Consider the following 24,933-nt stretch of genomic DNA (forward strand, 5'->3'; position numbering starts at 1 on the left):
GCGATGTCGGCCGGATGCTCGCGCAGCGGCGGCAGCGTGATCGGAAACACGTTGAGCCGGAAGAACAGGTCCTCTCGAAAATGGCGCTCGCGCACCATGTCCTCGAGGTTGCGGTTGGTCGCGGCGAGGATGCGCACGTCCACGGTCAGCGGCTGGTTGCCCCCCACTCGGGTGAAGGTCTTCTCCTCGAGCACCTGGAGCAGCTTGACCTGGAGGCTCACCGGCAGCTCCCCGATCTCGTCCAGGAACAGCGTCCCCTTGGCCGCGTCCTCGAAGCGCCCGGGCTTCTGGCGCACCGCGCCGGTGAAGGCGCCCTTCTCGTGGCCGAACAGCTCGCTCTCGAGCAGGTCGGCCGCGATGTTGGCGCAGGTGATGGTGACGAACGGGCCCCGCCGCCTCGCGCTGGCCTCGTGGATGAACCGCGCCAGGAGGCCCTTGCCGGTACCGCTCTCGCCGACGACGAGGAGATTCGCGTCGCTCCCCGCGACCCGTCGCGCCAGTTCGACGACGCGTGCCATCAGCGCCGACCGATGGACCAAGGGGACCGCCAGGACGTCCGAGGCGATCGCGTTCACGCCGGTATCCTTCCGCCGATTAAGGCGGGTAATGTACGGATCGCCCTTCCCAATGTCAACCCTTGCGGGCGGCCGAAGCCCCTCTGTTCCTGCGGTTTTGCGGACCCGCGAGGGCCATGCGCGGAGCGTCGCCCCAGAGATTCTCGAGTCCGTAGAACTCGCGGGTCTCCCGGGTGAACACGTGCACGACGAGATCGGCATAGTCGATCAGGATCCAGTCCCCGAGCTTGTACCCCTCCACGTGCCCGGGGTGCTGCCCCTTCTCCGCCAGGCGCTCGATGACGGCGTCGCAAATCGCCTGCGTCTGCCGCCTCTGGCTTCCCCCGACGATGACGAAGCAGTCGGTGAACGTCGCGATCCCTTTCAGGTTCAATGCGACCGGATCTTCCGCCTTCCTGTCGGCGGCGGCCGCGATGGCCAGCTGCACCTTTGTCTTCAGTTGTATGGATGCCTCCTCTGCGGACAAGACGTGACTCAGCGCCCCGCGGATTCGGGTCCGGGCGCGCGCAGGGTCTCGCGGGGCTCGGCGGCGGTAAGCACCGCCCTGTCCCCCTGTGCAGCCAGCACGGACCAGACCTCCTCCAGGAGGTCCCGTACTCCTTCACCACTCACCGCCGACACCGCGTGGAACGGCACCCCCGCGGCTTCGCAGCGCGCCTGCAGGCCGGACAGCCGCTTCCGGTCGGCGAGCGCGTCGAGCTTGCTGGCCGCGACGATCTGAGGCTTGCCGGCGAGGCCTTCACCGAAGGCGCGCAGCTCGGCGTTCACCACGTCCAGATCGCTCACCGGGTCCCGCCCCGACATTTCGGAGACGTCCACCAGGTGGATGAGGACACGCGTGCGCTCGATATGTCTCAGGAACTTCATCCCCAGTCCCTGGCCGTGGTGCGCCCCCTCGATCAGCCCTGGGATGTCGGCCACCACGTACGTCCGGAACTCGCCGAGGTCCACCACCCCCAGGTTCGGCTGGAGCGTGGTGAAAGGATACGCCGCAATCTTCGGCCGAGCCGAGGAGATTCGCGAGATGAGAGTCGATTTCCCCGCGTTCGGGAACCCGACGATACCCACGTCGGCGATGAGCTTCAGCTCCAGGACCAGGCGGCGCTCTTCGCCGTCCGCCCCGGGCTCGGATTCACGCGGCGCCTGGTGCGTGGACGTCGCGAAGGCCGCGTTGCCGCGCCCGCCGCGGCCACCCGCGGCCACCTGCACGACATCGCCGGTGTGCGACAGGTCGGCGAGGAGCGTGCCGCTCTCGTCCCGCACCATCGTCCCGGGTGGAACTTTGATATGGAGGTCCTCGCCCCCGTGCCCGGCCCGGTCGCTCCCCTCGCCGTGGCGGCCGCGCTCCGCCTCGAACCTTCGCTTGTAGCGGAAGGCGTTCAGCCCCTTGAGGGATGGGTCCGCGACCATGAAGACGGAGCCGCCGTCCCCCCCGGGACCGCCGTTCGGGCCCCCCCTGGGAACGTACTTCTCGCGGCGGAAGCTCACGCAGCCGTTGCCGCCGCGTCCCCCGGCGACCACGATCGTGGCCTGATCGATCAACATGTGAACGCCCTGCTCGCGAGGGTTGGCGGGGCTTTCACGCTGCCCGGCAATGAGGTTCGGAGGAAAGGAGGGCGCGTATCTAAGGCCGGGCGGGGGCGGCCTCCGAGGGGAGGACGCTGATGTACTTTCCCATGCGCCCGCGATCCTGGAACTTCACGAATCCGTCGATCAGGGCGAACAGGGAATCGTCCCGTCCCAGACCGACGTTGTGGCCCGGCTTGAAGCGTGTGCCGCGCTGCCGAACCAGGATCGAGCCACCGGTGACGAACTGTCCGCCGTAGCGCTTCACCCCCAGGCGCTGGGAGTTGCTGTCGCGGCCGTTTCTCGAACTGCCTCCGGCTTTCTTATGGGCCATTCGGTATCCTCGTCCGTCCTCTGCCTATCCGGCGTGAATTTCCTCGACAACCACCGCCGTGAACGGCTGCCGGTGGCCGCGCGTGCGCCGATACTGTTTGCGCTTCTTCTTCTTGAAGATCAGCACCTTCTTGGCCTTGTCCTGCTCGACGACGCGACCGACCACCCGCGCGCCCTTCAGGACGGGGCGGCCGACCTGGAGCCCGCCCTCGGTCTGCAACGCCAGGACCTCGTCGAAGGTCACCTTGTCGCCGACCCCGGCCACGATCTTCTCGACCCTGATCCGATCGCCGACGGCGACCTTGTGCTGCTTGCCTCCGGCGGATATTACGGCGTAGCTCACACTCGCTCCTCTTTTCCCTGGATGGACCGGCAATTATACTGGGCGCCTCGTGGCACTGTCAACGCACAATCTGCGCCCCGATTCTCCGAACCCCCTGAGCGGGACGCGCCGCGTCGTGGCTCATGCTCGCTCGCGCGGGCTACCCGGTGATCGAGTCACGCGCATGGCGCGGCTCGAAATCGCCACGACGCGGCGCGTCCCGCCCAGGACTTGCGGGGCTCACCAACGGCCGATCGGGCCGTTGGCAGTGCCGTTCTCAGGCTTATACGGGAACGGCACAGACAGATTGAACCGGCCGGCGTCTTCGGGGAGCGGAGGCGGGCGGGGCCGCGTCGGGGCGATTTCGAGCAGCGCCATGGGTTTGCCCGCGGCCTCGCCTGCTCCGCGCGAGCGAGCATGAGCCACGATGCGGCCCCGCCCGCCTCCGCGGGCCGGCACGGGGCGGTGGATTTCTTGCGCCGTGTGGTGGATCCGCGGGCTGTCCTCGTATTCCTGCTCGCGTACGCCGTACGGATCGTGTACGTCCTGCAGATCCGGCACATGCCGTACTTCGATGTTCCGCTGGTCGACGGCCCCAACTATTTCCGGATGGCGACGGCGATCGCGTCCGGGTCGCTCACGGGCGGCCACGAGGTGTTCTGGCAGCCGCCGCTCTACTCCTACTTTCTAGCGCTTCTGTTCGTGACGGTGGGCACGCGCATGGAGGCGATCTACGCCGTCCAGGCGGCGATCGGGTCGCTGTCGTGCGTCCTCGTGTACGCCATCGGACGGCGCCTGTTCGGCCCGCGCGCCGCCCTGTGCGCCGGCCTGGTCATGGCGCTCTATGGACCTCTGGTCCATTTCGACGCCCAGCCTCTCATCCCGGTCCTGCACATCGTCCTGGTCCTGGGCGGCCTCCTGATGCTCCTGCGCCGCCGCGGTTTCGGCGCCGGCGTCCTCTGGGGTCTCGCGGCCACGGCGACCCCCAACATCCTCTTCGCGGTCCCCGCTGCGTCGTGGTGGGCCTGGCGCCGGATCCGAACCCTGGCGATGCCGGGTCTGTTCGTCCTGGGGGTCGCGCTGCCGGTTCTCGCCGTCGCGGCGCGCAACTGGATGGTGGCCGGCGAGACCGTGTTGATCTCGAGCAACGGCGGCATCAATTTCTACATCGGCAACAACCCCGACTACGACCGGACCATCCGCCTGCGGCCGGGCGGTGAATTCGAGCGCCTGGCGCAGGAGCCGGAAAATCTCGGCATCGTGAAGGCGTCCGCCCGCTCGCGCTACTTCGCGGGGCGCGCCTGGCAATTCCTGCGGGAGTATCCCGCCGAGGCATTTCGGCTGTATGCGCGCAAGGCCAGGGATCTTGTCGCGGGACGGGAGATCCCGCGCAACCAGGATCCCTACGTCTACCGGCGCGAATCGTCCCTGTTCTCCCTTCTTCTGTGGCGCTCGTTCGTGTCGTTTCCGTTCGGTCTCGTGGCCCCCCTCGCGCTCGCCGGTCTCGTCGCGGGCTCGCGGGGCTCGAGCGACGATCGCCGCTCGGGCGTCCGGCTCCTGCTTCTCTACGCGGCATCGTATGCCCTCTCGATCCTCCTGTTCTTCCCGACCGATCGCTACCGGCTTTCTCTGGTGCCGGTCATGGCGCTCCTGTCGGGGAATCTCCTGGCGGCCGTACCGGCGAGCCTGCGCCGGCCGGGTGTGATCGCCGCCCTCCTGGGCGGACTCGTCCTGTTCAACCTGGACGCGCTCCACCCGGGCGAATCGTATCCGGAGGAGGAGGCGCTCAACCGGGCGTACGCGCTCCGGTCCAAGGGCCGCGTCGAGGAGGCGCGCGACGCCTACCTGCAGGCGATCCTCCTGAACCCGCGCCGGATCGACGCGTACAACTCGCTCGCCACGATGGCCGCCGAGCAGGGGCGCTGGGACGAGGCCGTGGCGCGCTACACCGATCTCCTGGAGGTCGCCCCGGACTTCGTCGACGTCAGACGCAGTCGGGGCGAAGCCTACCTCGCCCTCGGCCGGAAGGAGGACGCCCGGCGTGAGTGGCAGGTGGCGATCCACCTCGCCCCGGGCGCGGGTCTGGCTCTTGCCGACCTGTGCATGTCGTATTACGACGAGGGGGTCCTCGTCGACGGCGCGCCCTACTGCGAACAGGGCGTCCGGGTCCGTCCCGATCTCCCCGAGACGCACCTCGCCATGGGCCTGGTCGCCCGCGCCCTGCGACAGCGCGATCGCGCGCGGGCCGAGCTGACCGAGGCGTCCCGCCTCTTCCCGGCGGGCGCCCCCGGCCGGGCTCGCGCGGAGGAGATTCTCGACCGGATGCGCCGCCACGACGAGCGCGTCCCCGGCGGCGCGCCGCCGCCGGTTCCGCAACCTGAGACGGACCGCGGGCAGGAGGACCAGCGGAAATGACGGGACGAGAGCCGGGGGCTCAGCGCCCCTTGCGCAGATCGATGAGAACCATCTTGGCGATGGTCTTGAGGGTCTCGAAGACGCCGTTCCCCTTCGAGGCGATCGCCTCGAACACAGGCTCACCCTTGCGGATCAGCTGGCGCTTCATCTCCTCGACCTGCAGGGCGGAAGGAAGGTCGCGCTTGTTGAGCTGCAGCACGTAGGGAATGGCGCGCAGGTCGTACCCCTGCTCCTTGAGATTGAGGTCGAGGTTCCGCAGGCTCTCGAGATTCGCCTCCATGCGCGCGGCCTGCGAGTCGGCGACGAAGACGACCCCGTCCACGCCCTTCAGGATCAGCTTGCGCGACGCGTCGTAGAACACCTGGCCCGGCACGGTGTAGAGGTGGAAGCGGGTGCGGAAGCCGCGGATCTCGCCCAGGTCCAGCGGCAGGAAATCGAAGAACAGGGTTCGGTCAGTCTCGGTGGCCAGGGAGATCAGCTTCCCCTTGGAGTTCGGGTTGGTCTTCTCGTAGACGTACTTGATGTTCGTCGTCTTGCCGCCCAGGCCGGGGCCGTAGTAGACGATCTTGCAGTTGATCTCTCGTGCCGCGTAATTGATGAACGTCATGGGCCCGGTGGCAGCTCCCGTACTCGTCTAGTCGCTGAACAGCTTGTCGATGTCCTCGTCCGTGATCTCGGAGAACGGAGATCCGCCCGCGGCGGCCTTGCGCGGCTGGGCGGATTTCTTCAGCATCACGTCCAGGATGGCCGAGAGCTCCGACGAACCCTTCTTGACCCGCAGCCTCACGAGCCCGAGCGACGATCGCTCGTCGAAGATGACGACGAGGATCACCCGCCCGCTGACCACGGAGATGTGCAGGTTGTCCCGCTCCCCCTCGTGGAACAGGACGGAGAATTCCTTCTCGCCGATGAGCCGGGCCAGCGAATCGGTGGCCGCGACGTTGCCGGCGGCGAGGGAGGCCAGGGCGGTGGTGTCGATCGCGTGCAGGTCGCCGGTCGCGGCGATCTGCTGGCCGTTCTTGTCGACGAGGAAGACGACCTTGGCGTTGCACTCGGTCCGCAGGCGGTCGATCACCTCGCGGATCTTCGTGTACTCCTCTTCATGAAGGACCAGATCGGTGCCGGGCATTCAGTAGGGTCCTCGGCCTTACCTGCCGCGCCGCCGCGTCAAGCAGCCGACGGACGGATGGCGGCGCGTGTCAATATGGGGCACCTGCCCGCAAAGATCAACGGCCCCCGGGGAGTCCGCGCCGGATGCGGCGAGGAGGGCGCCGCGCCGGCGGACGGTGAGGGCCCCGCGGGTGGGACGGTTCTCACTCCCGCGGGAGATCAATCGTTTCCACGTGGACGCGCGCGGCGGCGGCGCGGGCCTCGCCGCTCCCCCGCGCCAGGAACTCGTCGCGGGGGACGAAGGAGAATCCGCACGGGTGATCCGGCGACACGATGTCCCGGTCGAGCAGGTCGCGCTCGTCGATCGGGAAAAGGCGGCAGACCTTCGGCTTGAACTCGTGGATGGTGCAGCGCACGGGGTCGGCGCGGCGGTCGAGGAGCGGGCAGGTGAACATGAGATTGCAGCAGGCGCCGGTCCGGTTGCACTGCCCGACCCTGCGGGCCAGGCTCTCGCGCACGTAGGCCGGGCGGAAGTGGGCCAGGTAGAAGCGGCGCACCTTGCCCCAGCCCAAGGTCGCGCGTTCGTGGAACGTCAGGCTCGAGAGCTTCCTCACTTCACCCCCGCGTTCTAGGAGCCCTGGGGCTTCGTCTCCAGGAGGTATCGACGCTTCACGACCTCCATCCCCTCGTTCGCGAAGTAATTGGTGAGGATGCGGGCGGCGTAGTCGGCGGCCGCGGCCGGCGTGGCCCCGACCCACTGCTTCGGCAGGGCGGGTGCCTTCGGCTCGGACCGGTTCATTGTCCAGAACGTGCCGTCGGGCAGGCGAATCTGGGCGATCCAGTGGCCGGGCGCCTGCTCGACCAGGATCGCATAACTTTCATCGCTCTGACGTGTTCGGACGGTGTACTCGAAGGCGACTTCCTGCGCCATGGCGTCATCTATTATACACGTCGCGCCGCGAGGGCTTCGGCGCCCCCGGGTCGGGGCCTCACAGAGGGAGCGTCTGACCCAGACCCTCGGCCCGGGCGCGCGTCATGACGACTGTCGCCGCCGCGACGTCCTGCACGCCCACGCCGGTCAGATCGCACACCGTGATCTCGGCGTCGGTGCTCCGTCCGGGCCGCCGTCCCGCCGTGATCTCCCCCAGCTCGCTGTCGATCCGGCCCGCGGGAATCGCTCCTTCGGCGACGGCGTGGTGGATCTCGCCCAGCCGGAGGCATTGATCCCTGCTGTCGGCGACGATCCGATCGGCTCTCCTCAGAACGTCGGTGTGCAGCTCCCGTTTGTCGGGTCCGTCGGAGCCCACCGCCGTGACGTGCGCGCCCGGAGAGAGCCACTCGGCGCACACGAGCGGCTCGCGGCTGGGCGTGACGGTGACGACGATGTCGGCCCCCTCGACCGCCTCGTGCACCGTGGGAACGGCCATGAAGCGGCAGCCCTCCGGCATTCCACGGTGCCGCGCCATTTCGTCGGCGCAGGCGCGCGCTCTGTCGGGGCGGCGGCCATAGATGCGCACCTCCTCCGGCCGCCGCACCAGGGCGAGCGACTCGAGCTGGTAGCGCGCCTGGTTGCCGCATCCGACCACGCCGACGACGCGCGCGTCGCGGCGGGCCAGGTGCTTCGCCGCCACGGCCCCTGCGGCCCCGGTGCGCTGCTCGGTGATGAAGCCGTTGTCGAGAAGGATCGCGACTGGAACGCCGGTCTTCGCGTCGAACACGAGGACCATCCCGTCGTTCTGTGGCAGCCCCTTCGCCGGATTGCCCTGAAATCCGGAGGCGATCTTCACGGCGTAGTGGGATCCATGACGCAGGTGTCCCGCCTTGATGTGGATCTCCCCCTTGTGCTCCTCGACGTCGAGGTTGATGACGGCCGGCAGGGAGGCGCCGCCGGTGGTATAGGCGGTGAACGCCTCCTCGACCGCCTTCAGGCATGAGGCCGGGTCGAGCAGGCGCCTGATCTCCTGCTCGCGCAGGACAAGAACCGTTCGCTCCATGGGCCCAAGACTACCATCACCGGCCGTCCTCCTGACTGGCCCCCCCTTTTCGCCGCCGCGACGCCGGGGAGCGGGCCCGGGCTCCCCCGCGCGGCACGGGTCCGGCTTGCTGCGCAAGCCTCCCCTCGGTTCGCCTCGCGCCGCCCACCGCGCTGGTGTGCGCGCGGCGGGGCCCCGGCGCGAGGTCTCACACGGCCGCGCGGGGGAGCCCGGGCCCGCTCCCCGGCGGGGGACGCACAGGCTGCCGCGCGTCGTGCCCCCGAATACCAACACACACGCCGCGCGATTGAGTAGCGCGCTTTACAAAGATCTGGGGGCGCTGATATTCTCGGCCTGTCTCGCGAGAACCGCTTTCAGGGAAATGTGCATCGCGGCCGGTTCGGGGCCGCGCCTGTGCGTCTGAGGAGATTGTCGTGCGCATCGAGCCGTTCCGGATGGAGAGGATGCAGTCCACCTACGAGAACTACGTCGATTACAACTTGTCCGAGAGCGGTGTGCAGCCGATGAGCGTGCGGGAGCTGCTCCGGGAGAGCGGTGCCGTGGATCCGTTCCTGTCCACCGAGATGGGGTACATCCAGTCGAACGGCTCGGAGGACCTGCGCGACAAGATCGCCGCCTTCTACCCGGGCGCCTCGCGCGACAACGTGCTCGTGACCAACGGCGGGAGCGAGGCGAACTATGCCACCTTCTGGTCGCTTCTCGAGCGCGGCGATCGGGTGGCGTTCATGCTTCCCAATTATCTCCAGACCTGGGGCCTGTCGCGCGCGTTCGCCTCGGCGGTGGCTCCGTTCCGTCTCGTGATGCGCCGCGCTGGGGGTGTCGAACGCTGGGCCCTCGACGTCGAGGGGCTGCGCCGGGCGGTCACGAAGAAGACCCGCGTCATCCTGGTCACGAACCCGAACAATCCGACCGGCGGTGTCCTGACCGAGGCGGAGATGGACGCGATCGTGGACAACGCGCGGCGGAGCGGCGCCTTCATCGTCGCCGACGAGATCTATCGAGGGGCCGAAGTCTCGGGGACGACGACTCCGTCCTTCTGGGGGCGCCACGACCGGGTTCTGATCACCTCCGGACTGTCGAAGGCGTTCGGTCTGCCGGGCCTGCGGATCGGCTGGGTGGTCGGACCGAAGGCCACGGTGCAACGGCTCTGGTCCTACCGTGATTACACGACGATCGCCCCCGGCGCCCTCTCCGACCGCCTGGCCCGGATCGCCCTGGAGCCGGAGCGACGCGAGGCGATCTTCGCCCGCACCCGCGGCATCATCCGCGCGAACCTGCCGGTCCTGGAATCGTGGATGCAGGCGCGCCCCGATGTCTTCCGGTATGTCCCGCCGCTGGCCGGGGCCATCCTGTTCGCGCGCTACGACCTGCCGATCGGGTCGGTCCCCCTGGTGGACAGGCTGCGGGTCGAGAGATCGGTCCTGATCGTCCCGGGTGATCAGTTCGGGACGGCGCGCCACCTGCGCGTCGGGTTCGGCTCCGACTCGGGGTACCTGTCGCGGGGACTCGCACGCATCGACGAGACGATCGCCGCGCTGCGTAGAGAGGGCCGACCGGTCCGCAGGGGATCGTCGGCGCCGGAGCGCCGTCCGGCCCGAAGCGCCTCCTCCTGAGAGCCGGCCTCCGCATGGAGCGTCGTCAGGACGTGTTGACTTCGCCCTCGTTCAGCAGTCGCCGCGCCTCGCGCCTGGCCTCCTCGAGATCCCTGATCCTGCCGTCGAGCTGGAGCTCGTAAATCGCCCGGGTGATCCGACCGATGGCCGGTCCCGGAGGGAGCCCCATCTCCAGGAGGTGCCGGCCCATGAGGATCGGCGCCGGCGGCCGGCTCTGGACGCTCAGGTCGCGCACCCTGCCGATGAACCACTCCTGCGCCTCCGTGGAGAAGTCGCCGGTGCGCCCGAGACAGTCGGCGCGCGAGACCCGATAGAGAAGGTCCGGCTCCAGCCGTCGTGCCAGACGGCGGAAGGCTCCGTCGCCGACGTTCTCCCGGTTCTTGAAGTAGTGACTGGGCGTCAGGTGATGGGCGACGAGCTGCACCACCTGCTCCCGCACGTCGTAGCCGTGCAGCGTGCGGATGTTCAGACGATCGAGAAAGGCCCGCGCCGGGAGGATGCCCGCCTCCTCATGCTCGTAGGACCGGATTCGACCGTCCACGACGGCGGTCGTCGAGGGCTTCCCGAAATCGTGGCAGATGACCGCCAGCAGCACGGTCAGCGCCTTCTCGATCGGCAGGCCGTCGATCTCCCGCTTCGCCTGGTCGACCGCCATGAGCGTGTGCACCCAGACGTCCCCCTCGGGGTGCCATTCCGGCTCCTGGGGACAACCCTGGAGCGCCTTCATCTCCGGGAACAACCTGTCGACCACGCCCAGGCGGGACGCCCACTCGAGCCCGATAGACGGGCGCGCGGCCTTCAAGAGCAGCTTCTCGATCTCGCCCCAGATCCTCTCGGCGGGCAGATCGGAGAGGTCGATCCCCCGGCACAAATCGACCGTGCCCGGTTCCACGCCGAAACCGAGGCGGGCGGAGAACTGGACGGCGCGCAGGACCCGCAGGCTGTCCTCGATGAAGGTCGAGGGATCGACCGCCCGCAGGAGCCCGGCGCGCAGATCGTCACGGCCGGACCACAGATCGATTGTCTCCCGCTCGAGCGGGTCGTACATCATGGCGTTGACGGTGAAATCGCGGCGGCGCGTCGCCTCCCGTTGCGACAGGTTCGGGTCTCCCTGCACCTCGAATCCCCGGTGACCCATGGCGACCTTGGTGTCGCGGCGCGGCAGGCTGACGTCGATGGCCGCTCCCGTTCCGGAACCGCCTGCGGGGCGCGGGACGAGCTTGTAGACCGCGAACGACTGGCCGACCAGCCTCACTTCGCCGAAGCGCCCGAGGAGCGACGCCAGACGGTCGGCCGGCACACCGTACACCTCGAGATCGAGCTCCCCCGCGGTCGGAAAATCGGCGAGTCCCTGCAGGCGCCGAATCTCAAGGTCGCGCACCCATCCCCCGACGAGGAAGGCGCGGCCTCCTTCATCGAGAACCGCCTTGCAGAGTTCGAAGATAAGGGGCGGCAGGGGCTCCATGGCCGTCAGTATAACGGGAGTCGCTGCGGCCACTGGTACTGCCGGCGCGGGCCTTTCCGGGGAAGTGCCCAGATCACGGACACCTCCGGCACGGCCCCGTCCTTGACTCCACCCCGGGGAAACCTACCTTTGACTCGATGTTCGATGCGGTCCCGTCGGACCCCTGACGGGTCGCCCGGGGAGGCCTGCGCGTGGAAGGGATGCGGTGTGGGTTGAAGGCGTCGCTCCTTCTCGGGGCGATCGTGGCCGTCCTCCTGGCTCCTCTCCCGGGTTGTCTGAGCCGCCCGACTGAGCCGCTGCGCATCGGCGTCAACGACTGGCCCCCCTTCGAGCTGATGTACCTGGCGCGGGCCCGCGGCTATTTCAACGTCGAGAACGTGGACGTGGATCTGGTCGAATTCTCCTCGTATACGGGAATCCTGAGGGCGTACCACCAGGGGAACATCGACGGGTTTCTCGCGACGCTCAACGAGGTGCAGATCGCCGACAACTTCCAGGATCTGCCGGCCGTGATCCTGGTGGTCGATTACTCCTTCGGAGGCGACGCCCTGGTCGTGCGCGACGGAATCGTCGATCTCAAGGGGTTGCGCGGCCGGCGCATCGCCTTCGAGGAGTCGGCGCTCGGCTCGTACGAGCTGGAGCGCATCCTGGAGATCGGCGGGCTCAAGCCCGGGGAGATCCTGGCGGTCAGCCGGCTTCCGGAGGAGGCGGAGCAGGACTTCCACAGAGGAGCCGTGGACGGGGTGATCACCTACGAGCCGGGGCTCGGCCGCCTGCTGCGGGACAGGGGAGCGCGCGTGCTGTTCTCGTCGCGCGCCATTCCCGGGGAAATCGTCGACGTCCTCGCGATGCGGCGCGTCATCCTCGATCGGCGCCCCGAGGAGGTGCGACGGGCCGTGCGCGCCTGGTTCCGGGCGGTCGCCTCGATGCAGGAGCATCCGGAGGAGGCCGCGGCCGAGATGGCGCACAGGCAGCACCTGACGATCGAGGAGTTTCTGCACGGCCTGCAGGGTGCGCGCATCCCCGATCTGGCGGAGAACCGCGATCTGCTCGGGCGCGACCGTTCGGGAGGCCGGCTGCACCAGACGGCCGCCCGTCTCGCCGAGTTCCTCGTGCGCCGCGGCCTGACCAGGAAGGCGACGTCGGGAGACGATCTCATCCGGGCCGATTTCCTGGACGCTCCTTAGGACTCTCCGTGCGCCACATCCTCTCGCGTTTCCAGACTTCGACATTGATGGGGCTCGCGTTCACCGTCCCGGCGATGCTCATCGCGGGGCTGCTCCTGTTCTATCACTCGATGGGGGCACGCCGGTTCATGGCGGACGAGGGCGTGCGTTATGGAGACATGCTCGCCGACCAGCTCCTGTCGGCCTCGCAGCGCTTCCTGCGGCTGGGATCGCTGTCCGCCGTCCAGGAAATGATCGAGGAGACGGGCAGCAGGCGATCGGTGCTGGCGGTCGCCCTGATCGGCAAGGACGGGAGGGTCATCGCCAGCAACAAGCGCGACTGGATCGGCGGCGACGAGTCGGTCATCCCGGATCCGGATTTCACCGCCGTGGCCGCGGCCGCCCGCGCCACCGCGCAGGCACAGCACCGCCTGGTGGACGGCGGCACGCGCCTGATCCTGGTCTCGCCCCTCGTGCTCGAAGGGGTCAACCCGAAACTCTCCAACCTGGGGGGGCTCCTCTACCTGAAGGTGGACCAGCAGAAACAGCTCTACGCGATCTACGCCAGCATCCTGGAGCGCGGCATGGTGTCGGCCCTGGGAATCCTCCTCGTCAGCCTCATCCTGCTGTTCTGGGTGCGGGTGCACCTCGCGCAGCCGCTCCTGCGCGTCGCCGCGTTCGTGAGGGAAATCGCCGCGGGGTCGACCGGGGCGCCTCCGCGCGCGGCCGGCACGCGCGAGGTCGCGGAGCTCACGGAGGACGTCGCGCGCATGGCCGCCGACCTCGAGGAGAAGCAGTCGGCCCTCGCCGCCTCGATGGAGCGCCATCGCCGGCTGCTCGAGGGGGCCTACGACGCCATCCTCACCGCCGACCCCGAAACGGGACGCGTCCTCGAAGTGAACAACATGTTCTGCTGCATGTTCGGCTACGTCCCGGAGAAGGCGGTGTCGCTCGTCCTGCGCGATCTGCACCCCGAAGAGGAGCGCGAGCGGTTGATGGAGGCGTACGGTTCGGCGTCGGCCAGGGGGCAGCGCAGCTTCCACGACCTTCCCTGCGTGCGCAGCAACGGCGAGCGCTTTCTCGCGGACGTGCGCGGCGGGCCGATCTCCCTGGGGAACCGCACCGTGACCGAGTGGATCCTGCGGGACACGACCGAACGGCGGACGCTCGAGGATCAGCTCCGCCAGGCGCAGAAGATGGAGAGCGTCGGGACGCTCGCCGGGGGGATCGCGCACGACTTCAACAATCTGCTCACCGGCATCCTGGGGTACACGCGTCTGGTCAAGATCCGTCTCCAGGCCGAAGATCCGAACCGCAAGAAGCTCGAGCTGATCGAGAAGTCGGCGATGCGCGCGGCGGAGCTGACCGCGCAGCTCCTGACCTTCAGCCGCAGGGCGGCCTCCCGTCCGGCCCCCGTCAACCTGAACGAGCTTGTGGCGCGCGTGATCGCCGTGGTCAAGCCCGACCTGCCGCCGGCCATCGAGCTGCTCTTCGAGCCGGCCGCCGACCCGTGGACCGCGGCAGTCGACGCCGCCCAGGCGGAGCAGATCCTGCGGCACCTGTGCGCCAACGCCCGCGACGCGATGCCCGGTGGAGGACGTTTGACGATTGCCACGGGAAATCGCGCGCTCACGACGTTGGAAGCGCAGGGGAACCTCGAGGCGCGGGCCGGGCGCTTCGTGACACTGACGGTGAGCGACACCGGACGCGGCATCGACTCGCGGATCCTGTCGCGCATCTTCGAGCCGTTCTTCACGACCAAGGAAATGGGCCAGGGCGCCGGTCTCGGTCTCTCGATCGTGCACGGGGTGGTGAAGGGGCATGACGGCTGGATCGAAGTCCGGAGCCAGCCGGGACGCGGCTCGGACTTCGTGGTCCATTTCCCCGTGTGGGACGAGGCGCAGGCGGCGGCGCGCGTAGCCGCCGAGTCCCCCGCGGCGCTCCTGGAGCGACTCGCCGGGCTCAAACCTCAAGCCGAGGTGTCGGGTCGGAGGTCGCCCTCCGCGCGTCCGTCGCCGAAGCGCACGGTCCTGGCGGTGGACGACGAGTCCACCGTCCTCGCGCTGGCGCGCGACATCCTGGAGATGCACGGCTACCTCGTCCTCACGGCGCGCAACGGCGAAGAGGCGCTGCGCGTGTTCCGCGATAACCCGGGCAAGATCGATCTGGTGCTGCTCGATCTCACCATGCCGGTCATGGGAGGACGCGACTGCCTCAAGCTCCTGAAGCAGATCGACCCGCGGGTCCGCGTCCTGGTCAGCAGCGGTTTCTCGGCGGAGGGCACGGCGACCGAGCTCATCGACGAAGGGGCTCTGGCCTACGTGCAGAAGCCGTACGACGTGGACGCCCTCGCGCGGATCGTGCGGCAGGCGATTGAACGGGATCCAGGGCTCCTCACGAACCCCAATTGAGCCGGAACAGGCCCTGCAACCGTACTGTCGCAGGTCATTTTCCTTATGATCCCTGAGCCTCGATCCCATACACCCTATGCGATCCCCCTCCGCGGCTCCCACCGGAACATCCCCTCCACCTCGAAATAAAGTCTCGATGCTCCTGCACTTCCGCGCGAGCCGGGCGATGGAGGGCCCGTCCTCGTTCCTGGCCTGCCGATTGCTAGGCGTTAGGACGTCAGCCGTACAACAACACACTTGGGGAGGTACTGCGAGTGAGAGGCTGGACGATCGTCTTGATGGGCGCGCTCCTTGCAGTCGTGCCGTGGAACGGGTCGGCCTGGGCCCAGGGCTGAGTCCTCATACGCCAAAACGCGCCCGTGTTCGGCGCGTCCGCCGATCCCTATCTGCAGAAAGGGGAATGGCTGTTCGGCACCGCCGTCCGCGCCCTGCGCTCGCACGACCACTACAACGGCACGGTCGAGCAGACCCAGAGACAGGACCAGCACACTTACGTCGTCAACATCCAGGACTCGCTCGACCTGTCGGGCACCTACGCCGTGACGCGCCGGTTCAGCATGGCGCTGGGCCTGCCGATCGTCCGCGCCTCCTGGTCGATCCCGCTTCCCGTCAACGCCACCGGGCAGCGCAACGAGCAGAACGCCCAGGGAATCGGCGACGTGACCGTGACCGGCCGCTACTGGATGTTCAATCCGGAGGTGCACAGAAGAGGGAACCTGTCCCTCGGACTTGGATTGAAGGCGCCCACCGGAAAGGATGACGTCACCGACACGTATCCCTACCTCACCGGGGCGAGCCCGCAGGACAAGGCGGTGGACCAGTCGATCCAGCCGGGGGACGGAGGATGGGGGGCCGTCGTCGAGATCAACGGTTTCAAGCGGATCGGCAGCGCTTCCTATTACGGCAGCGGCACCTATCTGGTCAATCCCAAGGACACGAACGGCACGCCGTCGATCATCGCCGGGCTGGTCCCTGGGGCAGCCTCGAACCCTGCCCTGGCAGGCCGGATCGAGAACTCGGTGCCGGATCAGTACGTCCTGAGGACCGGCATGGCCTTCGCCCTCGGGAAGAGCCCGTTCGCCGCCGCCCTCGGGTTCAGGATGGAGGGTGTGCCGCGCTACGATCTGTCCGGCGCCAGCCATGGCTTCAGGCGCCCCGGCTACGAGACCTTCGCGGAGCCCGGTTTCTACTACTCGCGCGGGAACGACACCTGGTCGGTGAACGTTCCGATCGCACTGAAGCGAAACCGGCGTCCCGACCCGTACACCGGCGCCGCCGGGGACGCGACGTTCCCCAACCACATCTACCTGGTGTCGTACACGCATCGCTTCGGCGGCCCGGCTTCGGCGCCGAGGGAGGAGGCCCGGCCGGGCGTCGACGAGGCGCCTTCGAAGCCGGCCGAGACAGGCGCGTCCCCTTTGGCCCCGCCCCTGGCGGCGTGCGTGGAACCGGGGTTTGACTCGTCGGCGGGAGCGCCCTAAGATAGGGGCCTCTTGAGCACCTGACCCACTGCCGGTCCGCGCGGTACAGCGCGCGGGGAACGCCACGGGGCGCACCCCGGATTATTCAGGGAGGTATTTCGCATGAAGAAGATCGCAACCGTCTTCGCGCTGATGGCGCTCGTCGCCCTGTCGGCGGCGTTCGCCTGCGACAAGACCAAGAACACCGCAACGCAGGCCGCCGTCTCCGACCCCTCGGGAGGGGCCAAGGAAGTCGCCCTCACCGGATATCTGACCGACTCCAACTGTGGAGCGGCGAACGCCAACGCCAAGGGCAAGAGCTGCGCGGCCCGCTGCGTCAAGGGGGGTGCCAAGGTCCAGCTGTACGCCAACGAGAAGCTTTACACCCTCGACAAGGCGAGCGTGGCCGAGAACCAGTTCGGCGTGCCGGTGAAGGTGACGGGCCAGCTGGATGAGTCCACCGGCACGATCAAGGTCGCCTCGATCGAGGTGGTGAAGGAAGGCTGATCCTTCGGGAGCCGGCGCGCTGATCAGGTGAGGCGCCCAGGCGCTCCAAACCGGGTTTCTTGAAAGGGCCGCGGGAACGCGGCCCTTTTCATGTGTCCCGGGCGGACCGGGGAGCCGCCGTCGTGCGCTATATTGAGTCGGATGTCCACGGCGCGAGGTGGCGAATCGACAGAGGGCCCGTCGGGTCCGGCGCAGGGGGGAAGGGCCTGGCGGCCGCCCGTGGGCTGGCTGACCGCTGTCGCCGTCCTCGCCGCCATCGCCATCAACGTGGCCGGCATCGGTGCCATCGCCGTGGCGCAGCGCGGTGTCGTCGAGGAGGCGCGGAGGCTTCTGCGACTGGAAACCGAGGCGCGCGCCGGGGCGCTCGAGAGCGTCCTCGCGTCGACGCGAGCGGACCTCGCGTTCCTGACCGGCTCACCGGTCTTCTTCGGACTCGAGTCGGCGCTGGTGTCGCGCGACCCCCGGGAAGCCCGCTGGAGGAGACTCGAGGCGGAGGGGGCGCTCCTGCTGTTCCTCCGCGGGCATGCGGAGACGGCGCATCTGGCGGCGCGATCCGCACAGGGGGTGGTCCTCGTCTCGGCCGGCCGGCGCGGCGGAATCCCGGTCCTCTGGAACCCCCGCGACACCGAGCGGGCGGTGCAGGCGGAGGCCGCCGCGGGATCGGAGGCGGGCACGGAGCCGTTGGCGGGCAGGGGGATCACGGGGCGGTTCGAGTTCGCGACGGGTGTCCGGAGGGTCACCGGGGCGGTCATGCTCGAAGCGACGATCGACGGGGGGAGCCTTCTGGCCCACAACCGGGCGGTCGAGAATCCGGCGCGCGCCTGCGCCCTCCTGGACCGCGCCGGTGCGCTCCTGGCGGCGGAGCCGGACGCGGCGAACGCCGTCGCCCGGGCGACGGCGGGTGCGGCCATGGGTGAGGCAGGCGAGGGGTCGCTGTACGCCGGGGCGCCGGTGCACACCGAGAGCTGGTCGGCTCCGTCCCCCTGGCGTCTGGTCTGCACCCAGCGCCGCGGTCCGGCGGAGGCCCTGGTGGCGCCGCTGTCGGCGCGCTACCGCATGACGCTCCTCCTGAACCTGGCGGTCATGAGCCTGGCGCTGCTGCTCGGGATGTTCGCGGTCAGGGAGGGGCGCCGTCGCCAGTCGCTCGAGGCGGCCGCGCGGGAGGAGGCGCGCGTGCGTGATCTGGAGCGACAGCTGTTCCACAGCGAGAGGCTCAGCACGGTCGGTCGGCTCGCCGCCGGCATGGCGCACGAGATCAACAATCCCCTGGAGGGAATGTCGAACTATCTCAGCCTGGCGCGTGAGGACCTGCAGCGCGGCGACGCGGCGTCAGCGGCGCGGCGGCTGGAGATGGTCCAGGAGGGGCTGCGGCGCGCCGGGGACATCGTGCGCCAGGTACTGCAGCACGCCGACCCGGCGACCACGCCGCGCGTGATCCTGGACCTGAGCGGCGTTCTCCGGCAGACGGTCGATTTCGTGAAGTCGCGTCCCGAGTTCCGGGCGATCCATTTCGAGCAGGATCTTTCCGCCCGGCCTCTGGACGTGAAAGGAAGCGAGGCGCTCCTGGGACAGGTGTTCATGAACCTGATCCTGAACGCCTGCGAGGCGCAGCCCGCGGGGGGTGAGGTGCGGGTGGGCACGCGGCGCGACGGGGAGAGGATGATCGCGGAGATCGCCGACCGGGGTCCGGGCGTGCCACGGGAGGAGAGCGCGCGCATCTTCGAGCCGTTCTACTCGACCAAGCACTCGACCGGGCTCGGTCTTTCCATCTGCTATTCGATCGTCACGCAGCACGGCGGCGACCTCGTGGTCCTGGATCGCGAGGGGGGCGGGGCGATCTTCCGGGTCAGCCTTCCCGCGGCGCAGCGGCGCGTCGCCTGACGGGGAGAAGGGTCCAGGTCATGCCTGAGAAACGACCGGCGCGCGGCCGGGTCCTGGTCGTGGAGGACGAGGCGTACGTGCGCTCCTCCCTGGGGGAGCTCCTGGGACAGCGGGGCTTCGACGTGGACCTGAGCGGGAGCGTCGCCGACGCGGTCGCGTCCCTGGCGCGGTCGCCGGTGGACGTCGTCCTGACCGATCTCCGCATGCCGGGGTCCGACGGACTCGATCTGGTGAAGAAGATGCAGGCGGCCTGCCCGCTGATCCCGGTCGTCGTCCTCACGGGACAGGGGACGATCGCCTCGGCGGTCGAGTGCATCAAGGCGGGCGCCAGCGACTACATCCTCAAGCCGGCCGATCCGGACGCCCTCGAGGTCGCGCTCGATCGCGCGCTTCGCACGCGGGCCCTGCAGCGTGAGGTGGACTACCTGCGCGGCGGGGCGCTGGACAGGGACGACCAGCCGGCCGGCGTGTCGCCCGCCTGGACGGCCGTGATGGAGACGGTGCGCTCGGTCGCGTCCAGCGACTCGACGATCCTGCTGCTCGGCGAGTCGGGCACCGGCAAGGAGCTGGTGGCGCGGATGATCCACCGCCTGGGACGGCGATCGAAGGGGCCCTACGTGCGCGTGAACTGCTCGGCCATCCCGCTGGAGATGTGGGAGAGCGAATTCTTCGGCCACCGCAGGGGCTCGTTCACGGGCGCCGTCGCCGATCGCGAGGGACGCTTCCGGCTGGCCCATCGCGGCACGCTGTTCATGGACGAGATCGCCGACATGCCCCTCCAGGCCCAGGCCAAGATCCTGCGCGTGCTGCAGGACGGAGAGTTCGACCGGCTCGGCGACGAGCGGCCGACACGCGTGGACGTACGGGTCGTGGCGGCCACCAACAGCGACATCGACCGCGCGGTCGCCGAGCGGCGCTTCCGCCAGGATCTGTTCTACCGGCTCGACGTCGTGCGCATCACGCTCCCGCCGCTGCGCGAACGCAAGGAGGACGTGCCGATCCTCGCGGAACGCTTCGCCGGCGAGGTCGCGTCACGCCTGGGGCGGCCCGCGCCCAGGATCGCGAAAGATGTCCTCGCCGACCTGATGGCGTACTCGTGGCCCGGCAACGTGCGGGAGCTGCGCAATGTGATCGAGCGGGCCCTCATCCTCGACCCCGGTCCCTCCCTGGCGTCGCTCGATCTCCCGCCGGTCGCGGGCCTGGCCGCGACTCCCGAGGCGACGGCGCGGCCGGAGGAGGGGGACCTGAACATCCGGTCGGTCCTGGCGCGACGCGAGAAGGAGGTCGTCCTCGAGGCGCTCAGGCGCTCGAAGGGACTGCGCAAGGAGGCGGCGCGCCTCCTGGGGATCGACCAGCGCAATCTGGCGTACTACCTGCGCAAGCACGGGATCGATCCCGACGAGGCGGCCGACTGAGATGGCGGGCCGGCGGATGGACGACGGCGGGCGCGGCGTGCGTGACACCGCGGCGCGCCCCAGCACGCGGCTCCTGCGCGGCCTGCTGATCTTCGAGCTGTTGAACGCCTCGTACCTCGCCGCCTTCGATTCCGCGACGATCTTCTATCACGCGCAGGTCGTGGCGCACCTCGTGGCGGGGCTTCTCATCGTCCTGGTCCTCCTGGCGCGCGGTCTCCCGGCCGTGCGCAGGCTCCGGGACCGCTGCGGCAACGCCTCGGCCCGGGCCTGGCTCGCGGTCGTCGGCGCCGCCTCGATCGTCGCGGTCGGGACCAGCCTGGTGCTGGCGGTCACCGGGACCGCCACGCGCTGGCGGCTCCTCCTCGGTGCGCACATCGGCTCCGCCGTCCTGGCGCTCGCCGCCGCCGTCTTCTGGCAGAGGGCGCGCGGCAACCGGGTCGGCGCGCGTCGTGTCGCCGTGGTTCTCCTCGCCGCCCTGGCGCTGCCGGCCGCAGCGCGCGGGCGCCTCTGGCTGTTCCCGCCGCCCACCGCCACCATCGTGAACCCGACCGCCCCGCCGCAGACGCCGTTCGAGGAGGGGGGGGGCGAGAAGAGCCCGTTCTTCCCTTCCTCGGTCACCACGGTCAACGACCGCCTGATCCCGCACGACTTCTTCCTGGAATCGAAGGCCTGCGGCAACAGGGGCTGCCACCCGGACATCACGGCGCAGTGGGAGTCCTCGATGCACCATTTCTCGTCGTTCAACAACCAGTGGTACCGGAAGTCGATCGAGTACATGCAGGAGGTCGTCGGGACGCGTCCCTCGAAATGGTGCGGAGGATGCCACGACCAGGCGGTCCTGCTGACCGGCCGGATGGACACTCCGATCGTGCAGCAGATCGACACGCCGCAGGCCCAGGCCGGGATCGGCTGCCTGGTGTGCCACTCGATCGTGGCGGTGAAGGACACGATGGGTCAGGGGGGGTACGTCCTGGAGTACCCGGAGATGCACCGGCTGGTGGCGAGCCGCAACCCGCTGCTTCACACCCTCCACGACTACATGACGCGTCTCGACCCCGGGCCGCACAAAGCTACGATGCTGAAGCCGTTCCATCGCCAGAGCCGCGCCGAGTTCTGCTCGGCCTGTCACAAGGTGCACCTGGACGTGCCGGTGAACCATTACCGCTGGTTCAGGGGCTTCAACGAGTACGACGCCTGGCAGGGCAGCGGCGTCTCGCACCAGGGGGCGCGCGCCTTCTACTACCCGGACAAGGCGAAGGACTGCGCCGACTGCCACATGCCGCTGGTCCGTTCCGACGACCAGGGAAACGAGGCCGGCTTCGTGCACTCGCACCGGTTTCCGGGGGCGAACACCGCCGTGCCGTTCGCCAACCGCGACGAGACCCAGCTTCAAGCCACAAGCGATTTCCTCAGGGCCGGCATCCTGACTCTCGACATCTTCGCGGCCAGCGAGGCGCTGCCTCAGGCCCCCGCCCGCAGATCGGGCGCCCCGCCCAGAGCACCCCTCGGCGACGCCGCCGAGCCGCAGGCCGCCTCCTTCTTTCCGGAGCTGCCCGAGGTGGGACCGGGCGGGACGCCGGCCCCCGGGGCCCTCCCGCGCGCGAAGCGTCCCCTCCTGATCGCCCCTCTCGATCGCGCCGATCCGTTCCTGCGGACCGGCAAGACCTACCGCATCGACGTCGTGGCGCGCACGCGCGGCGTCGGTCATTTTTTCCCGGGAGGGACCGTGGACGCCTTCGATGTCTGGCTGGAGCTGAAGGCGGAGGATGCGAAGGGCAGGATCTTCTACTGGAGCGGCTTCATCGAGGACGGCGGCAAGGGGCCGGTGGAAGCGGGGGCGCATCGCTACAGGTCGCTCCTGATCGACGCGCACGGGAACGAGATCAACAAGCGGAACGCCTGGGCGGCGCGGGCGCTCGTGTACGCGCGCCTGATCCCGCCCGGGGCGGCCGACGTCGGCCGTTTTCGCGTCACGATTCCTGCGGGCGCGCGTGGTCCGATCACGCTCACGGCCCGCATGAACTACAGGAAATTCCACTGGTACAACACGCAGTTCTCCTTCGCGGGTCAGGGAGACCCGGAGGCGGCGGCGGGGGCCGTGACGCCCGATTTCGACGACAGGGTCTTCCGGTTCACCGGCGACACCTCGCGCGTCTCCGGGCAGATCAAGGGGATCCCCGACCTGCCGGTGGTTGTGGTGGCCGAGGACAGTCTGACCCTGCCGATCCGTCCCGCCGGAGACAGGAGCAACCGCAGAGTGGCGCCGCGGCCCCAGCCCATGGATCGGGAGCGTTTCAACGACTACGGCATCGGCATGCTGCTCCAGGGGGATCTGGTGGCGGCGAAGGAGGCGTTCGAGCGGGTCACGACCCTCGACCCGAAATACGCCGACGGCTACGTCAATGTCGGCCGGGTGCTGGTGCAGGAGGGGGACCAGGCCGCGGCGGTGCCGAGACTCGAGCGGGCCCTCTCCCTCCAGCCGGACCTGGCGAGCGCCCATTACTTCCTGGCCCTGGCGCTGAAGGCGCGCGGCCGCTACGACGAAGCGCTCCTGCACCTCCGGGCGGCGGCGGAGCGTTTCCCGCGCGACCGGGTCGTGCGCAACCAGATCGGGCGGATCCTCTTCCTGAAGCGCCACCATTCGGCGGCCATCGCCGAGTTCGAGAACACCCTGCGCGTCGACCCCGAGGACCTGACGGCGCACTACAACCTGATGCTCTGCTACAGGGCTCTCGGCCGTGAGAAGGACGAGAAGCGCGAGGAGGCCCTCTACACCCGCTTCAAGGCCGATGAGTCCGCCCAGGCGATCACCGGCCCGTACCGCCGCCTGAACACCGAGATGAACCTGGAGCGACAGCCGATCCACGAGCACCCGAACCGCTACAGTGAACCGTCCCCGGCCGCGTCCCTCCGCCGGGCGGACACCCCTCCCGGCGCCGGCCGGGGGAAGGAGACCGGTCGATGAGGCGGATGCCGCTGGCGGGACGGGCGGCGCTCCTGGCCGTGCTCGCGCTCGCGGGGTGCGGGCGCAGGAACGCGTCGCCGGCCGCGGAGACCAAGGCGCCGGCGCCACCGGCGAACGCGGTGCTGTTCACGGACGTGACGCGGGCGGCGGGGATCGGCTTCGTGCACAACAGCGGCGCCTCCGGCAGGAAATACCTGCCGGAAACGATGGGTTCGGGCGTGGCGTTCCTGGATTACGACGACGACGGCCGACAGGACCTGTTCTTCGTCCAGAGCGCCGACTGGCCCGGGAATCGGCGCCACAAGACCACCCAGGCGTTGTACCGCAACAAGGGGGACGGCACGTTCGAGGACGTGACCCGGAAGGCCGGTCTGGCGGTGGAGCTGTACGCCATCGGCGTGGCGGCCGGCGATTACGACAACGACGGCCACGTCGACCTGTTCATCAACGCACTCGGTCCCGACCGGCTGTTCCGCAACCGCGGTGACGGGACGTTCGAGGACGTGACGGAGAAGGCGGGCGTGTCCGACCCCGGCTTCGGGACGAGCGCCACCTGGGTCGACTACGACAGGGACGGCCGGCTCGACCTGTTCGCGTGCAATTACGTGCAGTGGTCCCGGAAGGACGACATCTTCTGCACTCTCGACGGCGTCGACAAGTCGTACTGCACGCCCGAATCGTACCGCGGCGTGACCAACCGTCTGTTCCGCAACAGGGGGGACGGGACCTTCGAGGACGTGTCGGAAAGAGCGGGGGTCTACGACCCGACCGGGAAATCGCTCGGGGTCGTCGCCCTCGACTACGACGGTGACGGCTGGCCGGACCTGGCCGTCGCCAACGACACGCAGCCGAACTTCCTGTACCACAACAAGAGGGACGGCACGTTCGAGGAGGTGGGCAAGGTCGCCGGCATCGCCTTCAGCGAAGAGGGCAAGGCGCGCGGCGCCATGGGGATCGATGCCGCCGACTACGACGGCAGCGGGCGCGACAGCCTGGTGATCGGCAACTTCTCGAACGAGATGCTCGCCCTGTACCACAACGAGGGACGCGGCCTGTTCATCGACGACGCGGCGATGTCCGGCATCGGCCAGCCCAGCCTCCTCACCCTCGCCTTCGGCTGCTTCTTCTTCGATTTCGACCTGGACGGTGTCCTCGACATCTTCGTGGCGAACGGCCACGTCGAGAACGACATCAACCGCGTGCAGCCGTCCGTGACCTACGCCCAGCCGCCGCACCTGTTCCGGGGTCTCGGGGGTGGGCGCTTCGAGCCGATCGGGGGCCGGTCGGGGGCCGACCTGCAGCGGCCGCTCGTGGCGCGCGGCGCCGCTTACGCCGACTTCGACGGCGACGGCGATCTGGACATCGCCGTCGCCGCCAACAACGGCCCGCCCGTCCTCCTGCGCAACGACGGCGGCAACTCCTATGGCTGGCTGCGTCTGCGCCTCGTCGGCCGCGGCAAGTCGAACCGGGACGCGGTCGGCGCCGTCGTCCGGCTCAAGGCGGGCAGCATCACCGGCACGCGCACCGTCCGCTCCGCCGCGTCCTACGCGTCGCAGAGCGAGCTCGAGCTGACCTTCGGTCTCGGCCCCGCCCGGCACGGAGACTCCCCGACCGTCGATCTCCAGATCACGTGGCCGGACGGCACGCAGCAACCGGTCTTGGGGATCGAGCCCGGCCGCCTGCACGTGATCGAGGAATCCTCCCAGGTCGATCGATAGAGGGACCGCCCCGCCGC

At 69.2% G+C, this 24,933-nt stretch carries 21 protein-coding genes; 10 read left to right on the plus strand and 11 right to left on the minus strand.

What is annotated here, in order from left to right; translation table 11 throughout:
* From VEW47_15635 to rplU, 5 genes are all read right to left on the minus strand, one after another.
* Positions 1-575 (minus strand): sigma-54 factor interaction domain-containing protein (locus VEW47_15635; protein HYS06610.1); only part of this gene is annotated, 575 nt, incomplete at its 3' end.
* A 55-nt stretch (positions 576-630) separates the two neighbouring features.
* The gene (gene rsfS / locus VEW47_15640; protein ID HYS06611.1) at positions 631-1,002 is read right to left on the minus strand and encodes a ribosome silencing factor; all 372 of its coding nucleotides are present in this window, start codon (positions 1,000-1,002) and stop codon (positions 631-633) included.
* 47 nt (positions 1,003-1,049) lie between these two features.
* A complete protein-coding gene (obgE, locus tag VEW47_15645) occupies positions 1,050-2,120 on the minus strand; it encodes a GTPase ObgE (protein ID HYS06612.1) in 1,071 nt (356 codons plus the stop codon).
* 79 nt (positions 2,121-2,199) lie between these two features.
* Positions 2,200-2,475 carry a 50S ribosomal protein L27 gene (gene rpmA, locus VEW47_15650; protein HYS06613.1) on the minus strand — a complete coding sequence of 92 codons (276 nt, stop codon included), beginning with the start codon at positions 2,473-2,475 and terminating at the stop codon, positions 2,200-2,202.
* A gap of 24 nt (positions 2,476-2,499) precedes the next feature.
* On the minus strand, positions 2,500-2,817 hold the full coding sequence (gene rplU / locus VEW47_15655) for a 50S ribosomal protein L21 (GenBank protein HYS06614.1): 318 nt from the start codon (positions 2,815-2,817) through the stop codon (positions 2,500-2,502).
* 396 nt (positions 2,818-3,213) lie between these two features.
* Here rplU and VEW47_15660 point away from each other — a divergent pair, with 396 nt between their 5' ends.
* Positions 3,214-5,211 (plus strand): tetratricopeptide repeat protein, encoded by a 1,998-nt coding sequence (locus tag VEW47_15660; GenBank protein ID HYS06615.1) that lies wholly within the window; start codon positions 3,214-3,216, stop codon positions 5,209-5,211.
* Between the two features lie 19 nt (positions 5,212-5,230).
* Here VEW47_15660 and VEW47_15665 read toward each other — a convergent pair whose 3' ends face one another.
* From VEW47_15665 to VEW47_15685, 5 genes are all read right to left on the minus strand, one after another.
* Positions 5,231-5,818 carry an ADP-ribosylation factor-like protein gene (locus tag VEW47_15665; protein ID HYS06616.1) on the minus strand — a complete coding sequence of 196 codons (588 nt, stop codon included), beginning with the start codon at positions 5,816-5,818 and terminating at the stop codon, positions 5,231-5,233.
* 27 nt (positions 5,819-5,845) lie between these two features.
* A complete protein-coding gene (locus VEW47_15670; GenBank protein ID HYS06617.1) occupies positions 5,846-6,340 on the minus strand; it encodes a roadblock/LC7 domain-containing protein in 495 nt (164 codons plus the stop codon).
* Between the two features lie 184 nt (positions 6,341-6,524).
* Positions 6,525-6,935: a hypothetical protein gene (locus tag VEW47_15675; GenBank protein HYS06618.1), complete on the minus strand. Its 411-nt coding sequence runs from the start codon at positions 6,933-6,935 to the stop codon at positions 6,525-6,527.
* 14 nt (positions 6,936-6,949) lie between these two features.
* Positions 6,950-7,252: a hypothetical protein gene (locus tag VEW47_15680; GenBank protein HYS06619.1), complete on the minus strand. Its 303-nt coding sequence runs from the start codon at positions 7,250-7,252 to the stop codon at positions 6,950-6,952.
* 58 nt (positions 7,253-7,310) lie between these two features.
* A complete protein-coding gene (locus tag VEW47_15685; protein ID HYS06620.1) occupies positions 7,311-8,315 on the minus strand; it encodes an ornithine cyclodeaminase family protein in 1,005 nt (334 codons plus the stop codon).
* Between the two features lie 413 nt (positions 8,316-8,728).
* Here VEW47_15685 and VEW47_15690 point away from each other — a divergent pair, with 413 nt between their 5' ends.
* Entirely contained in the window at positions 8,729-9,928 is a 1,200-nt protein-coding gene (locus VEW47_15690) for an aminotransferase class I/II-fold pyridoxal phosphate-dependent enzyme (GenBank protein HYS06621.1), read from the plus strand.
* 25 nt (positions 9,929-9,953) lie between these two features.
* Here VEW47_15690 and VEW47_15695 read toward each other — a convergent pair whose 3' ends face one another.
* On the minus strand, positions 9,954-11,393 hold the full coding sequence (locus tag VEW47_15695; protein HYS06622.1) for a hypothetical protein: 1,440 nt from the start codon (positions 11,391-11,393) through the stop codon (positions 9,954-9,956).
* Between the two features lie 212 nt (positions 11,394-11,605).
* Here VEW47_15695 and VEW47_15700 point away from each other — a divergent pair, with 212 nt between their 5' ends.
* The 8 genes from VEW47_15700 to VEW47_15735 all read left to right on the plus strand — a co-directional run bounded on the left by VEW47_15700 (position 11,606) and on the right by VEW47_15735 (position 24,916).
* A complete protein-coding gene (locus tag VEW47_15700) occupies positions 11,606-12,580 on the plus strand; it encodes an ABC transporter substrate-binding protein (GenBank protein ID HYS06623.1) in 975 nt (324 codons plus the stop codon).
* 8 nt (positions 12,581-12,588) lie between these two features.
* Complete coding sequence (locus tag VEW47_15705) at positions 12,589-14,970, plus strand: ATP-binding protein (GenBank protein HYS06624.1); 2,382 nt, start codon at positions 12,589-12,591, stop codon at positions 14,968-14,970.
* Positions 14,971-15,329: 359 nt separating this feature from the next.
* On the plus strand, positions 15,330-16,451 hold the full coding sequence (locus tag VEW47_15710; protein HYS06625.1) for a hypothetical protein: 1,122 nt from the start codon (positions 15,330-15,332) through the stop codon (positions 16,449-16,451).
* Positions 16,452-16,553: 102 nt separating this feature from the next.
* Positions 16,554-16,937 carry a hypothetical protein gene (locus VEW47_15715; GenBank protein ID HYS06626.1) on the plus strand — a complete coding sequence of 128 codons (384 nt, stop codon included), beginning with the start codon at positions 16,554-16,556 and terminating at the stop codon, positions 16,935-16,937.
* A gap of 219 nt (positions 16,938-17,156) precedes the next feature.
* Positions 17,157-18,818 carry a HAMP domain-containing sensor histidine kinase gene (locus tag VEW47_15720; protein HYS06627.1) on the plus strand — a complete coding sequence of 554 codons (1,662 nt, stop codon included), beginning with the start codon at positions 17,157-17,159 and terminating at the stop codon, positions 18,816-18,818.
* Between the two features lie 20 nt (positions 18,819-18,838).
* Complete coding sequence (locus tag VEW47_15725; GenBank protein HYS06628.1) at positions 18,839-20,233, plus strand: sigma-54 dependent transcriptional regulator; 1,395 nt, start codon at positions 18,839-18,841, stop codon at positions 20,231-20,233.
* Position 20,234: 1 nt separating this feature from the next.
* Positions 20,235-23,198: a tetratricopeptide repeat protein gene (locus tag VEW47_15730; protein HYS06629.1), complete on the plus strand. Its 2,964-nt coding sequence runs from the start codon at positions 20,235-20,237 to the stop codon at positions 23,196-23,198.
* On the plus strand, positions 23,195-24,916 hold the full coding sequence (locus VEW47_15735; GenBank protein ID HYS06630.1) for a CRTAC1 family protein: 1,722 nt from the start codon (positions 23,195-23,197) through the stop codon (positions 24,914-24,916). Before VEW47_15730 ends, VEW47_15735 begins: the two co-directional genes overlap by 4 nt.
* Positions 24,917-24,933: the final 17 nt, after the last annotated feature.

It is taken from the genome of Candidatus Dormiibacterota bacterium (assembly GCA_035635555.1).
GTDB lineage: Bacteria > Acidobacteriota > Polarisedimenticolia > Gp22-AA2 > Gp22-AA2 > Gp22-AA3.

Coding starts and splice junctions, on each gene's coding strand:
- obgE (HYS06612.1), bottom strand. CDS start 2,120: ATGTTGATCGATCAGGCCACGATCGTGGTCGCCGGGGGACGCGGCGGC.
- rpmA (HYS06613.1), bottom strand. CDS start 2,475: ATGGCCCATAAGAAAGCCGGAGGCAGTTCGAGAAACGGCCGCGACAGC.
- VEW47_15660 (HYS06615.1), top strand. CDS start 3,214: ATGAGCCACGATGCGGCCCCGCCCGCCTCCGCGGGCCGGCACGGGGCG.
- VEW47_15665 (HYS06616.1), bottom strand. CDS start 5,818: ATGACGTTCATCAATTACGCGGCACGAGAGATCAACTGCAAGATCGTC.
- VEW47_15670 (HYS06617.1), bottom strand. CDS start 6,340: ATGCCCGGCACCGATCTGGTCCTTCATGAAGAGGAGTACACGAAGATC.
- VEW47_15680 (HYS06619.1), bottom strand. CDS start 7,252: ATGGCGCAGGAAGTCGCCTTCGAGTACACCGTCCGAACACGTCAGAGC.
- VEW47_15685 (HYS06620.1), bottom strand. CDS start 8,315: ATGGAGCGAACGGTTCTTGTCCTGCGCGAGCAGGAGATCAGGCGCCTG.
- VEW47_15695 (HYS06622.1), bottom strand. CDS start 11,393: ATGGAGCCCCTGCCGCCCCTTATCTTCGAACTCTGCAAGGCGGTTCTC.
- VEW47_15715 (HYS06626.1), top strand. CDS start 16,554: ATGAAGAAGATCGCAACCGTCTTCGCGCTGATGGCGCTCGTCGCCCTG.
- VEW47_15725 (HYS06628.1), top strand. CDS start 18,839: ATGCCTGAGAAACGACCGGCGCGCGGCCGGGTCCTGGTCGTGGAGGAC.
- VEW47_15730 (HYS06629.1), top strand. CDS start 20,235: ATGGCGGGCCGGCGGATGGACGACGGCGGGCGCGGCGTGCGTGACACC.
- VEW47_15735 (HYS06630.1), top strand. CDS start 23,195: ATGAGGCGGATGCCGCTGGCGGGACGGGCGGCGCTCCTGGCCGTGCTC.